Below are 12,346 nucleotides of genomic sequence, written 5' to 3' on the forward strand. Positions count from 1 at the left end.
CGAGTTGCTCTCCCGGACGCCAAAATGCACCCTGCTCTCCTACATGCCCTCCCCATGCGCGGCCTGACATGGCTCGGCAGCCAGGGCACGCGCGGAGTCGCCGCTGTCGTCTTCATCGCGGCTGCGGTGCCACCGCTCGGCGCGCTGCTGCGTCCCTATCTGACCGAGGCGATCCTGTGCCTGCTCTGCATCTCCTTCATGCGGGTCGATCTGGCCGCCCTCTACGGCCATTTGCGCCGGCCGGCGCTGGTTGCAACCGCCACGGCCTGGACCACGATCGGCGTGCCGCTGATCGTCGGATTGATCGCCCACGCAACCGGGCTCACGGCTCGCGCCCCCGGGCTTTCGCTCGCACTGATGCTCCAGAGCATGGCCTCGCCGATGATGGCCTCCCCGGCCCTGGCCGCACTGATGGGTCTCGATGCCACGCTCGTGCTGATCACGCTGGTGACCTCGACCGCGCTGGTGCCCTTCACGGCCTCGCTATTCGCCGGCCTCTTCCTCGGCGACATGCTCAGCGTCACGCCGTTGACGCTCGGCCTGAAACTGCTCGGCATCCTCGCAGCATCGCTGCTGGCGGCGACCGCCATCCGATGGATCTTCGGCGCGGAGGCAATCCAGCGTCACAAGACGCCGATCGACGGCCTCAACATCATCATCCTCTTCATCTTCGCTGCTGCGATCATGGGCGATGTCGTCAGCGACCTCATCACACAGCCGCTGTTCACCCTCGGCCTCGCAGCTCTCTCGTTCGCGATCTATTTCACCCTGCTCGCGATCACCACGCTGCTATTCCGCCGCATCGGCTATGAGCGCGCGCTGGCGCTTGGGCTGATGGTTTCACAGCGCAATCTCGGCCTGATGCTGGCGGCTACTGCCGGCGCATTACCGCCCACCACCTGGCTCTATTTCGCGATGACGCAGTTTCCGATTCACCTTGCGCCTTACATGCTGATGCCGATCGCGCGGCGCCTGACGGTACGCGCGAACACCTCCAGCTCTGCTGCGACAAGCACCCCCTAACCCGCCCTCGCCGCGCGCCGCAGCGCCTGCGGCGGCTGGCCGAAGGCGCGGATGAAGGCGCGCCGCATGCGCTCGGGATCGCCGAAGCCGGTCGCCTCAGCGACCAGCTCGATCGCCTCGCGCGAGGACTGCACGCGCTCGCGCGCGACTTCGAGCCGCAGCCGCTCGATCGCCTTCGACGGCGTCGCGCCGGTCTCGGCGGCGAACGCGCGGGCGAAATGCCGTGCGCTCATGCCGGCACGATCTGCGAGGTCCTCCACCGTCAGCGGCGCCTCGAGATTTTCGCGCGCCCAGGACAACAGCGCGCCAAATCGGCCGTTCGGCGTCTTCAGCTCCAGCAGGGAGGAGAACTGCGACTGCCCGCCGCTGCGGCGATGGTAGAGCACGAGCTGCCGCGCGGCTGCCTGCGCGATCTCCTCGCCATGGTCCTCGGTGACCATCGCGAGCGCCAGATCGATGCCCGCCGTAATTCCTGCCGACGTCCAGACATTGCCGTCGCGGGTGAAGATCTGGTCCGGCTCGAACTTCACCTTCGGATAGCGCGCGACGAAATCGCGCGTCCGCCCCCAATGCGTGGTGGCGCGGCGGCCGTCGAGCAGCCCCGCCTCGGCCAGCACATAGGCGCCCGAGCAGACGCTCGCCATGCGCACGCCGCGCCGCGCCAGCCGCTGCACGAAGGCGCGCGTGACCTCGCAGCGCGCGGCATCCGCAACGCCCGCGCCGCCCGCGATCACCAGCGTCGTGATCGCATTCGCCGACTTGAAATCACGCGCCATCATCTCGACGCCCGACGAGCTGCGCACCAGTCCCGCGCTCGCGGCCAGCACGCGCAGCGCAAGCGTCTTGCCGGTGCAGCGCGCCGCGACCTCGAACACCGAGATCGGGCCGGCCGCATCGAGCAGCTGGAAATCCGGGAAGATCAGGATGCCGATCATAGGGTATGTCCGAAATAGAGGGAATTACGCCATTTCAGACACAACCGCACCATGCCAGTCTTCGCGCGTCAAGCTCATTCTTTGGAGGACCTGCCGATGTCGTCACCGCTCCAGATCGGTCTTCTGGTATTTCCGCGCGTCACCCAGCTCGACTTCACCGGTCCCTTGCAGGTGTTCTCCATGGTGCCCGGCGCCAAGCTGCACCTGATCTGGAAGCGGATCGAGCCGGTGCCGAGCGATTCCGTGCTGACGCTGACACCGACCACGACGTTCGCCGACTGCCCGCAGCTCGACGTGATCTGCGTTCCCGGCGGCGGCGGCACCAACGACTTGCTCAACGATGAAGAGGTGCTGGATTTCCTGCGCAAGCAGGCCGAAGGCGCAAAATACGTGACCTCGGTCTGCACGGGATCGCTGGCGCTGGGCGCCGCCGGCCTGTTGAAGGGCTACCGCGCCGCCACCCATTGGAGCGCGATCGAGATGCTCGGCCAGTTCGGCGCCATGCCGACCAAGACACGCGTCTGCGTCGACCGCAATCGCATCACCGGCGGCGGCGTCACCGCGGGAATCGATTTCGCGCTGACGCTGGTCTCCCTCATGGTCGATCGCACCACGGCGGAAGCAATCCAGCTCCAGATGGAATACAACCCCGCCCCGCCCTTCAATTCGGGCTCGCCCGATACGGCGCCCGCTGACGTCTTGGCCTTGCTGAGAGAGCGCGGCGCGCAAAACCAGGCGCGGCGCCTGGAAGCGGTCAAGCGTGCGGCGGAGCGGGTGAACTAGCGCGGGCCGATGCTCGCGTGTCCCGGACGCGCTGCAGCGAGCAACGCTGCTGCGCAGAGCCGGGACCCAGGAAGCCACGCGGATCGCTGTTGCATAGGCCCCGGCTCTGCAGCGCATCACTTCGTGCCGGGCAGCACCCGGGGCAGTGACCGTCGTGCTGGTCCCAACAGAAAAAGGCCGCTCGGTTTCCCGAGCGGCCTTTCCTGTCTTACGGCGGCTGCACATTCCATCGGGCGATTTCGGAACTTCCAGACCGGGGGCCTATCTCCCGATCGAGTCCTTACTCGGCGGCCGCTGCATCTCGGGACAGTCGCGAACTGTTGCCCGAACCGAACGCGATGGTCTCCCATCTCCGTAAGATGGGATCATTGAGCCGCATGGCTTGCCTGGCCGCAATGTCCGCGCAGACGCCGTCCCCGCTGTTCCCGTTGTCCACAGCAAGGTGAGTCGGATGCGCGTGCATCCAACCGAACGATCGAGAGTCGAAGGAGGACGGAAAGCCTAGCCAGGCGTCCAGGGCTGATAGTCGCCGGTCGCCTTCGGACGCTTGCCGCTGGCCAGGGTCGAGCCCGAGGGCCGATAGGCCTTTGCCGTGCCGGTGAGATTCGGCTGGTGCGGCTTTTCCCATTCGCGCGGCTGATAGTTGGCCTCGGTCGGTGGCACATCGACGACGTGATGAATCCAGCCGTGCCAGGACGGGGGGATCCGGCTGGCTTCCGCATAGCCGTTATAGACCACCCAGCGTCGCTCAAAGCCGAGCGTCGGATCGACCGCCCCGCCGCGGGTGCGATAGTAGAGATTGCCCTGCTCGTCCTGGCCGACCAGCTCTCCGTACCGCTTGGTCCAGAGCTGGGTGCCAAAAGTCTGGCCATTCCACCAGGTGAAGAACTTGAGGAAGAATTGTTTCATGCGGCAAGGGCCCTGCTTCGTCGGGTCCTGATGCCATCCGGGCGGCGAAATGTCCAGTTCGGCGGGACGGCGGCGCCCTCGGCAAATGCGCCGGGCTCGCCAGGAACGCTGCCGCAAATCGGACGCGATCCGTTCATGCCGGGTACAGCCATTGAGAGCGAGGCTCCGTTCACGCGCAAACCGGCGTGATCCCAGGAACCCCAGCCCTTTCATAGGGTTTGCTTCCGGGAAAGGAGTTTTATCATGAAAAGTCTGAAAGTTTTGAGTGCCGCCGCAGCGCTGGCGCTCGTTCTACCCATGACCTCACCGAGCTTTGCACAGGGGCCGGGCGGCGGTGGCCGTGGCGGCGGTGGTGGCGGCCACGTCGGCGGTGGTGGTGGTGGTGCTCACATGGGCGGTGGCGGTGGCGGTGGCGGCGGCGCTCACTTCGGTGGTGGCGGCGGCGCGCGCATGGGCGGCGGCGGCTTCGGTGGCGGAGCACGAATTGGCGGCGGCCCCGCGTTGCAGGGAGGTGGCGGCAACTTCGCGGCCGGCCCAGCGGTACGTCCGGGCGGCGGCACGTCCTTCACCGGTGGCGTCAGCCGTAACTTTGCAGCCGCCAACGGCGGCACCTGGCAAGGCCGCGGCGGCAACTGGAGCGGCGGAGGCTGGCATCATCATCATCGTCGCGGCGGCTTCTGGCCGGGCTTCGCGGCCGGTGCGGCGATCGGTGGCCTCGGCTCGTATGCCTATTACGGCGGCGGCTATTACGATGACCCCTACTACTATGGCGACAGCTACTATGATGAGCCGTCCGTGGCGGTGGTCCCGGATAGCGGCGGCGACCCTGCCTATTGCGCGCAGCGCTACAAATCATACGACCCGGCTTCCGGCACCTATCTCGGTTATGACGGCCAGCGGCATCCCTGCCCGTAAGACGGCCTGAACAATCGATGCAACAAACCCATGGGCGGCACCGGTGATGGCCGGCGCCGCCCTTGTCTGTTCTGCGAGCCGCTGCAGTTTCGCCAGTCACTCCCGGGACGCCCTGCCGAGGGATGAAGCGGCCATGGCCCGTCGCGGGCGCGCCGTTGTCTTGACCGGTGTCCGATTGTTGTCTTGCCGATCGCGTTCGGCCTCGCGATCCCCTCGACTTTGCTTCAACCTTTCGTCGAAGCTGCCCGCACTTCGCGCGCCGCGTGCGCCTTCGCGCGAACCATGACGCATAGATGACGCGGGCCCGAAATAAGAGAGGGAACACGCACCGCAACCCTATGCACCGCACCGTGCATATCTACCCCGATCCAATCCAAAATTGACCCGAGGCACGATTCGCGGATATCACCAATCACAGTGGGGACTTCGATTACTGGGAAGTGTCATGCCGCGTATTCTCGTGGTTGATGACGATCCGATGGTCGGCGCGACCATCGAGGTCCTCCTCCAACGTCAGGGCTTCGACGTCACGCTGGCCGACGGCGGCGAAACAGGACTGGCTGCGCTGGAAGCGCAGGCCTTTGAGGTGATGCTCGTTGATATCTTCATGCCGCATATGCGCGGCTTCGAGTCCATCCGCATCTTTCACGAGCGCGCGCCAGCTACTCCGCTGATCGCGATGTCCGGCTATGCCTTCGCCTCATCCGCCTCGCCCTCTCCCGATTTCCTCCGCATGGCGCTGGAGCTCGGCGCAACGCGCTGCCTGCGCAAGCCGTTCACGCCGGACGCGCTGCTGACCACGATCCGGGAATGTCTCGCCGGTCCGGGCGAGAGCGCACAGCCGAAGGACAAGAAAGAAGCCCCTTGATTCCAACGCAGCGCGTCATTCTCGGTGCTGGACTTGCCATCCTCCTGATCATCACCGCGGCCTCGATCGCCCTCGACGTCAAGTCGCGGTCCGACGCGACGTGGGTCAATCACACCGTCCAGGTGCAGAAGAAGATCTCCGATCTGCGCGTGCTGCTGCGCCGCGCCGAGAGTGCCGCCCGCGGCTATGAACTCTATCGCAGCCAGACGCTCGCCGACGAATTTCAGGGCGTGCGGGTCCAGATCGCACCGGCGCTGGCCGAGCTGAAGCGCGGCGTGCGCGACAATCCCGATCAGGTCGCGCTGCTGGAGGGCACCGAGCCGCTGGCGCTGCGCCGGGTCGAGATCGCCGCCGAAGCGATGCGCCTGCGCGCGGCGAACGACCAGGCCGGCATTACCGCGCTCAACAGCAAGGCCGAGGGCCGCGGTCTGATGGACACGGTGATGGGCAATCTCGACCATCTGAGCGCGGATGAAGAACGCCTGCTCACCGCGCGCTCCCAGGATTCACGCCGTACCGGCATCGTGCTGCTCGGCATCGACGTCGCCGGCGCCGTGCTGATCCTGCTGCTGGTGGCGCTGGTGATGCGCGAGAGCCAGCGCGCCACGGTGCAGCTGCAGAGCACGCTGACCGAGACCACGGCCGCCAAGGATGCGCTCGCGGCGGCGGTCGCCGAGCGCACCGAGCATCTGGTGACCGCGCATGACGAGCTGCGCCTGTCGATCAACGTGCTGCAAAGCACGTTTCACAGCATGGCGGAGGCGGTGCTGGTCATCGACGCCGAAGGCAACGTCCTGCTGTCCAATCCGGCCGCGGAGCGCATGCTGCTGCATCGCGCCGGCATGAACCTGCGCAATCTGCGCGCGATGTCGGATGTGTTTCACGGCGATGGTGTCACGCCGATGAAGGCCAGCGAGCTGCCCTCGGTGCGCGTGCTGCGCGGCGAGCAGTTCGAGGATCTGGAGATGATCGTCCGCCCGCACAGCGGCAATCCTCCCCGCCATCTCATGATCAGCGGCCGGCCGATGCTGGACGGCCAAGGCGACATCTCCGGCGCGGTGCTGGTCTATCACGACGCGACCATGTCGCGCGAGACCGAGCGGCAGCTGTACCAGTCGCAGAAGCTGGACGCGATCGGCAAGTTGACCGGAGGCGTCGCTCACGACTTCAACAACATGCTGACCGTGATCTCCGGCAACACCGAGACGCTGGTGGCGAGCCTGAAACAGCAGCCCGAGCTTCAGCGCGCGGCGCAGCTGATCGACGATGCCGCCGAGCGCTGCGCCGAGCTGATCCAGCATCTGCTCGCGTTTGCGCGCAGGCAGCCGCTGCAGCCGCGCAACGTCGAGATCAACGCCGCGATCGCCGACATCGCGAAACTCCTGCGTCCCACCCTCGGCGAGCAGATCCAGATCGAGACCGTGCTGGAACAGGGGCCGATGACCGCGCATATCGATCCGTCCCGGCTCACCAACGCCGTGCTTAACATGGCGATCAACGCGCGCGACGCCATGCCGAACGGCGGCAAGCTGCTGCTGGAGACCCACCGCGTCGTGCTGGATGAGGCCTATGCGCAGGCCCATGCGGACGTGGCGGCCGGCCCCTACGTCATGCTCGCCGTCAGCGACACCGGCACCGGCATGTCGCCCGATATCCAGCTGAAGGCGTTCGAGCCCTTCTTCACCACCAAGGAGGTCGGCAAGGGATCGGGCCTCGGCCTCTCCATGGTCTACGGTTTCGTCAAGCAGTCCGGCGGACACATCAAGATCTACAGCGAGGAAAACCACGGCACCACGATCAAGCTCTATCTGCCGCCGGGCGAAGGCACGGCGGACGTGGCCGCGGCCGTCGCGCCGCAGGTCGAGGGCGGCGCCGAGACCATCTTCGTCGTCGAGGACGACAACCTCGTGCGCAACTTCGTCACCGCGCAGCTCGAGAGCCTCGGCTACAAGACGATTGCCGCGCCCGACGGCAAATCCGCGCTGGAATTGATCGAGGCCGGCCAGCCGTTCGATCTCCTCTTCACCGACGTCGTCATCCCCGGCGGCATGAGCGGGCGCGACCTCGCCGACGAGGTGGCCAAGCTGCGGCCGGGTGTAAAGGTGCTCTACACCTCGGGCTACACCGACAACGCCATCGTCCATCACGGCAAGCTCGATGACGGCGTGATGCTGCTGACAAAGCCCTATCGCCGCAACCAGCTCGCCGAGATGATCAGGAAGGCGCTGAATGGCGGGACGATGACGGCGAGCTAACGCGTGAACTACCGAAGGCGCGTTGCCAGTCACACCATATAACGGGGCGAGGGCACTGGCTCAGGATGTGAGTTCCGGTTGTCCTCGTGAGACGCCGTGGCTTGCCCGGATCCGCGCCCGAGGTGTTTAGACACCGCGCCGTGAACGAAGTAAGGCCGATTTGATCTCGATCGGGCCGGTCTCAAGCAAAAATCAAGCGCATCTCAAGGACAAATCGTCTCACCAGCCCAATCTCTGAGCATGCTCTCGGCGACAAATGTTGGAGCCGACGTCGCGACAGTCCGCTCGGGGAGCGCGATACCGAGCGCAGTCACCGGATGCACAGCTAGGATCTTGGTCTGCGGCCGGAATTGACGGCGCAGCTTCGACAGGTGCTCGCATGAAGAGACGAGAGTTCATCTTGTTGATTGGTGGAGGACTGGCCTGGCCTGCGATCGCGCGGGCGCAGGGCGGAGCCAAGCTGCATCGTATCTTCTGGGTCTCGACTCAGTCCGAACCGGATCCCTTCCTGGACGGCTTTCGCGAGGGAATGCGCGCGCTGGGATACGTCGAGGGCAAGACCGTAACCTTCGAGACGCATTATGCCCCCGGAGATCCGCAGGCACTGCGCAAGATCGTCTCCGAGTTGCAGCGAGGGGATATCGACCTTGTGGTCTCGGGCGGTCCGGCGACACGCGTCATGACTGCGGTCACCGACATCCCCGTACTGTTTGCACTGAGCGGTGACCCCGTCGCTTTGGGTGTGGTGAAGAGCCTTGCTCACCCCGGCACCAATTTCACCGGCAGCACATTCCTGTCGCTCGAGCTGGCAGGAAAGCGCGTTGAGCTGCTCAAGGACATTTATCCAAAGCTGCGAAAACTGGCGGTCTTCTCGAACACGGATCATCCGGGAGAGCCATTGGAATGGCGTGCGACTTTGGAGTCGTGCCGGAAGCTCGGCATCGAGGCAGCCTACGTTCCGTTCTGTGGCACTCGCGAAATCGAGAATGGGTTGATGGCTGCCGGCAAGGTGGACGCGGATGCTCTCCTCGTGTTTCCCGATGCTGTGACGCTGGTGCATCGTGCGAAGATCGCGGAGTTTGCAATCGCGCACCGGCTGCCTTCGATGTTTGGCTGGTCAGAATATTGTGACGCTGGAGGTCTCTTGAGTTACGGCGCAAACCAGCGCACGACCTATTTTCGGCTTGCCACTTATGCCGATCGCATCCTGCGCGGTGAAAATCCGTCAGATCTTCCGGTGATGCGCCCCGAGAAGTTTGAACTGGCAGTCAATCTGAAGACAGCCAGGCTTCTGGGTACGGACCTGGATGTGTCGTCGATCCTGTTTCGCGCCAGCAAGGTGATCTCCTGAGAGTAGTTATGTCGGACGGTGCTGCGCAGCCCTCTTCGTGTACGATGCCCCCGCGTCGCTCGCTGTTCTGCAAGTACTTCGCGACGTTGTTTGTCGCTGCGGTCGTGCCTCTGATACTCGGCGCGGCCGTCGAGGCTTCTTTCGGTTACCGAGACCAGCGCCGCCAGATCAGCGCGGTGCTGCAGGCCGATGCTCGCGCGGCGTCCGACAGGATCGAGGCGTTCACCGATGGCATCCGAGATCAGCTGGGTTGGATGGTGCAGCTTCCCTGGTCTGCCGGAGACGATGCGCAACATAAGATCGATGCCTTGCGCCTCCTCCAGCAGGTGCCCGCAATCGTTTCGGTTTCGCTTCTGGATGAGACCGGTACCGAACGGATCTTTGTTTCCAGGCTGCATCTGAACAGGACCGGGCGCGGCATTGATATGTCTACGGATCCCGCTGTTCTGGGCGCACGCGCCAACAAGGTTTGGTACGGACCGGTTCAGTACCAGCGAGATTCAGAGCCCTACATGAGGATCGCGGTTGCTGGGAGCCTGCCGGCCGCGGGGGTTGCGATCGCCGAGGTCAATCTGAAGCTGATCTGGGATGTCATCGCAGCCATTAGAATTGGCGACACCGGCTACGCCATTGTTGTCGATGATTCCGGTCATCTGATCGCACATCCCGATATCAGTCTGGTCCTGCGCGGCCGCGCCAGCTCGGGCAGTTTCGGCCGGATCAAGCATCTCGCCGGCGCGGCGAGCGAAGCGGCGGTGATAACCGGGGACCAAGGCAACCCGGTGGTGGCGCTATCCGTTCAGGCCGCCGATGTGGGATGGACGGTGATCGCGATGCAGCCGGCCTCGGAAGCCTTTGCATCAATTCGCGCGGCGTTGTGGCGCTCGTCAATTCTCATTGCCTTTGGTGTTCTCATCGCGCTGGCGCTCGCCTATTGGCGCGCGCACAGAATGTCCGGCCCGATCAAGCAACTGGAAGAGGGCGTGGAGCGGATCAGAACCGGACAATTCGAGCATCGCATCAAAATCTTCAGCGGTGACGAGTTGCAGCAACTGGCGTTGCGCTTCAATGAAATGGCTTCTGAACTGGCGATCTCGCAGCAGAAATCTGTGCGGATCGAACGGCTGAAGCAGTTCCTGCCATCACATGGTCGCCGAATTGGTCGAGCATTCTCATGAACTGCTCGAAGGGCAGCGACGCGAAGTAGCTGTCATTTTTGGCGACTTACGCGGCTTCACGGCGTTCTCCACGCGCAATGAACCCGATGTCATCATGGCCGTCATGCGAGAGTACTACGAGGCCGTCGGCGCCGTGACGACTCGTCACGAGGCAACGCTCATCGGCTTTGATGGCGACGGAGTCATGCTCCTGGTCAATGCCCCGGTCGCATGCGAACAGCCGGCAACTCAAGCGGTCCGACTCGCGATTGACCTGCAAATGACGGTGCAGTCCCTTGCCGGCAAATGGTGCGACGCCGGCCACGCGATCGGCTTTGGTGTGGGCGTTGCCATGGGACCGGCAACGGTAGGAACTGTTGGTTACAACGGTCGGCTGGACTACACGGCGATGGGAGCCGTGGTGAATTTGGCGTCGCGGCTCTGCAATCTCGCGAAGGACGCGCAGATCCTGGCTGATCCCACTATCGCTGGAAGGGTAAGGGATAGCGTTCCGTTGGCATCGCTCGGACAGCGGACCATCAAAGGCTACGACCAGGCCCTCGAAGTCTTTGCTGTCGCACCTGCTGACCTGCGGTTGAAACCGCCGGGCTCGGGACAACGCCGGCGAGAGAAAGAGCCTCAGGACCACTGATACCCCGGCGTCCGGACGGCTAGCGCGTCGCCAGCACCACGGCCGCCAGCGTGAAGACCAGCGCCGCGATCTGCCCTGCCCCCAGCGGCTCGCCAAGCGCGAGCGCGGAGGCGACGACGCCGATGACAGGCACCGCCATGGTGCCGATCGCGGCCACCGAGGCCGGCAGGCGGGCGAGTGCTGCGAACCAGCTGACATAAGCGATGCAGAACTGCACCACGGTCGAATAGACCAGCAGCCACCAGCCGACCGGCGTCACCTGGGACAGATGCGTGGTCTCGACCAGGAGGCCGATGATCGAGATCGGCAGGCATCCGATGCCGATCTGCCAGGCCGCGGCCGTGATCGGCGGCAGATGGATCGGGTACTTCTTCGAGAACACCGTGCCGACGGCAAAGCCCAGCGCGCCGGCGAGCGCCATGACGATGCCCGGCAGCTTCTCGACGCTGGCGGCAATGCCGTTGCCGCCCATGATCGAGGCAAGCCCGACAAAGGCCATCACCAGCCCCAGCGTGCGCAGCACGGTCGGCCTCTCGCCCAGCACCGGCCAGGCGATGATCGAGGCCCAGACCGGCATCGTGTAGGCGATCAGCGCCGCCTCGCTCGCGGGCAGCCAGAGCAGCGCCAGGCCCATCAGCACCATCCAGCCGGTGACGTTGAGCACGGCGGCGGTCAGGAGGCGCGGCCAGATCGCAGGGTCCACCTTGAGGCTCTGCCGGCGGATGATCGCCAGCGCCGCCAGCAGCACCGCCCCGAGCACGCCGGTCACCCCGCGCAGCGTCAACGGCGGCAGCTCGGAGAGCAGGAATTTGGTCACCGGCCAATTGAAGCCCCAGCCGATCGAGGTGATGGCAAGGAACATCAGGCCGGCCGGGGCGATGCGCGGCCGCGCATCCCGGCGAGTCGAATCAAGCATGTGGGTGGTCCGGCAAAATCGACCCTCAGCTTGGCCCGGATTCGCCCCTCTCGCCACCACCCCGGCGGGCATGCCTGCCCTCACCTTCCGTAGGGCTACGTGAGTCCCGCTGACGCAATCCCATTGCTCAAAAATATACCTGCCCTGTGAACAGCGGGATGAAGCATCCGCAGCACCACGGGATGCAAATTTTTTCGGTTGGGAATCTCTGAGGACTCACTGATACTTGCCTCCACAACAGGCGCGGGCTTGCCCCCTGTTATCCCCGCAATCCACCATATTTAGTATTTGATTCAGGAACTCGTACTAGTTCTTGACGGGCGCAACGGAGAGTCCTAGCTTTCGGTCCGTTCGGCGCGAGTGAGTTTGCGTCCCGCCGGCACTCCCCCAAAGGGTCTCGCAAATCTCAACTCCGCCAAGCCAGCCAAAGGCAGCGGATGAGGGCTTGTCTGCCCGCGAAAGCGGACTTTTCGGGCGCCAGAACGGGCCGGCAACAGGCTCGGATGGCAACGATAGAAGTTGTGATGGTGTGGGGCGTTGAACGCATGTCGCGCGCATCCCGTTGGGGCGGATGGGCGTGGA

9 protein-coding genes and 1 pseudogene are annotated in these 12,346 nt (G+C 64.7%); 7 read left to right on the forward strand and 3 right to left on the reverse strand.

Features of this window, described 5'->3' with window-relative positions; all coding sequences use genetic code 11:
- Positions 1-24 precede the first annotated feature (24 nt).
- Positions 25-1,023 (forward strand): bile acid:sodium symporter family protein, encoded by a 999-nt coding sequence (locus CIT37_RS22220; RefSeq protein ID WP_095424248.1) that lies wholly within the window; start codon positions 25-27, stop codon positions 1,021-1,023.
- Here CIT37_RS22220 and CIT37_RS22225 read toward each other — a convergent pair.
- Positions 1,020-1,958, reverse strand: a complete 939-nt coding sequence (locus CIT37_RS22225) for a GlxA family transcriptional regulator (protein WP_038970181.1) — start codon at positions 1,956-1,958, stop codon at positions 1,020-1,022. The genes CIT37_RS22220 and CIT37_RS22225 overlap by 4 nt on opposite strands.
- A gap of 96 nt (positions 1,959-2,054) precedes the next feature.
- On the opposite strand from CIT37_RS22225, the gene CIT37_RS22230 reads away from it, so the two are divergent.
- Complete coding sequence (locus CIT37_RS22230) at positions 2,055-2,741, forward strand: DJ-1/PfpI family protein (RefSeq protein ID WP_038970189.1); 687 nt, start codon at positions 2,055-2,057, stop codon at positions 2,739-2,741.
- A gap of 501 nt (positions 2,742-3,242) precedes the next feature.
- Here the strand turns inward: CIT37_RS22230 and CIT37_RS22235 are convergent.
- Positions 3,243-3,650, reverse strand: coding sequence for an NADH:ubiquinone oxidoreductase subunit NDUFA12 (locus tag CIT37_RS22235; protein ID WP_028144863.1), 408 nt, complete (start codon positions 3,648-3,650; stop codon positions 3,243-3,245).
- A 243-nt stretch (positions 3,651-3,893) separates the two neighbouring features.
- Between CIT37_RS22235 and CIT37_RS22240 the strand changes: the two genes are divergently transcribed.
- The 5 genes and pseudogenes from CIT37_RS22240 (at position 3,894) to CIT37_RS22260 (ending at position 10,848) form a co-directional block, all read left to right on the forward strand.
- Positions 3,894-4,565, forward strand: a complete 672-nt coding sequence (locus tag CIT37_RS22240; protein ID WP_095424249.1) for a BA14K family protein — start codon at positions 3,894-3,896, stop codon at positions 4,563-4,565.
- Positions 4,566-5,010: 445 nt separating this feature from the next.
- A complete protein-coding gene (locus tag CIT37_RS22245; RefSeq protein ID WP_028144865.1) occupies positions 5,011-5,433 on the forward strand; it encodes a response regulator in 423 nt (140 codons plus the stop codon).
- Positions 5,430-7,688, forward strand: a complete 2,259-nt coding sequence (locus CIT37_RS22250) for a CHASE3 domain-containing protein (protein ID WP_095424250.1) — start codon at positions 5,430-5,432, stop codon at positions 7,686-7,688. The genes CIT37_RS22245 and CIT37_RS22250 overlap by 4 nt, the downstream gene beginning before the upstream one ends.
- Positions 7,689-8,067: 379 nt before the next feature.
- Entirely contained in the window at positions 8,068-9,039 is a 972-nt protein-coding gene (locus tag CIT37_RS22255) for an ABC transporter substrate-binding protein (protein ID WP_095424251.1), read from the forward strand.
- 8 nt (positions 9,040-9,047) lie between these two features.
- Positions 9,048-10,848, forward strand: a pseudogene (locus CIT37_RS22260) (cache domain-containing protein).
- A 19-nt stretch (positions 10,849-10,867) separates the two neighbouring features.
- Here the strand turns inward: CIT37_RS22260 and CIT37_RS22265 are convergent.
- Positions 10,868-11,764 (reverse strand): DMT family transporter, encoded by an 897-nt coding sequence (locus tag CIT37_RS22265; RefSeq protein WP_038970176.1) that lies wholly within the window; start codon positions 11,762-11,764, stop codon positions 10,868-10,870.
- Positions 11,765-12,346 lie beyond the last annotated feature (582 nt).

This window comes from Bradyrhizobium ottawaense (genome assembly GCF_002278135.3).
In the GTDB taxonomy this organism is placed as follows: Bacteria; Pseudomonadota; Alphaproteobacteria; order Rhizobiales; family Xanthobacteraceae; genus Bradyrhizobium; species Bradyrhizobium ottawaense.

Bases quoted from the DNA above. Each gene is read 5' to 3' on its own strand.
- CIT37_RS22220 (WP_095424248.1), top strand. From the start codon at position 25: ATGCACCCTGCTCTCCTACATGCCCTCCCCATGCGCGGCCTGACATGG.
- CIT37_RS22225 (WP_038970181.1), bottom strand. From the start codon at position 1,958: ATGATCGGCATCCTGATCTTCCCGGATTTCCAGCTGCTCGATGCGGCC.
- CIT37_RS22230 (WP_038970189.1), top strand. From the start codon at position 2,055: ATGTCGTCACCGCTCCAGATCGGTCTTCTGGTATTTCCGCGCGTCACC.
- CIT37_RS22235 (WP_028144863.1), bottom strand. From the start codon at position 3,650: ATGAAACAATTCTTCCTCAAGTTCTTCACCTGGTGGAATGGCCAGACT.
- CIT37_RS22240 (WP_095424249.1), top strand. From the start codon at position 3,894: ATGAAAAGTCTGAAAGTTTTGAGTGCCGCCGCAGCGCTGGCGCTCGTT.
- CIT37_RS22245 (WP_028144865.1), top strand. From the start codon at position 5,011: ATGCCGCGTATTCTCGTGGTTGATGACGATCCGATGGTCGGCGCGACC.
- CIT37_RS22255 (WP_095424251.1), top strand. From the start codon at position 8,068: ATGAAGAGACGAGAGTTCATCTTGTTGATTGGTGGAGGACTGGCCTGG.
- CIT37_RS22265 (WP_038970176.1), bottom strand. From the start codon at position 11,764: ATGCTTGATTCGACTCGCCGGGATGCGCGGCCGCGCATCGCCCCGGCC.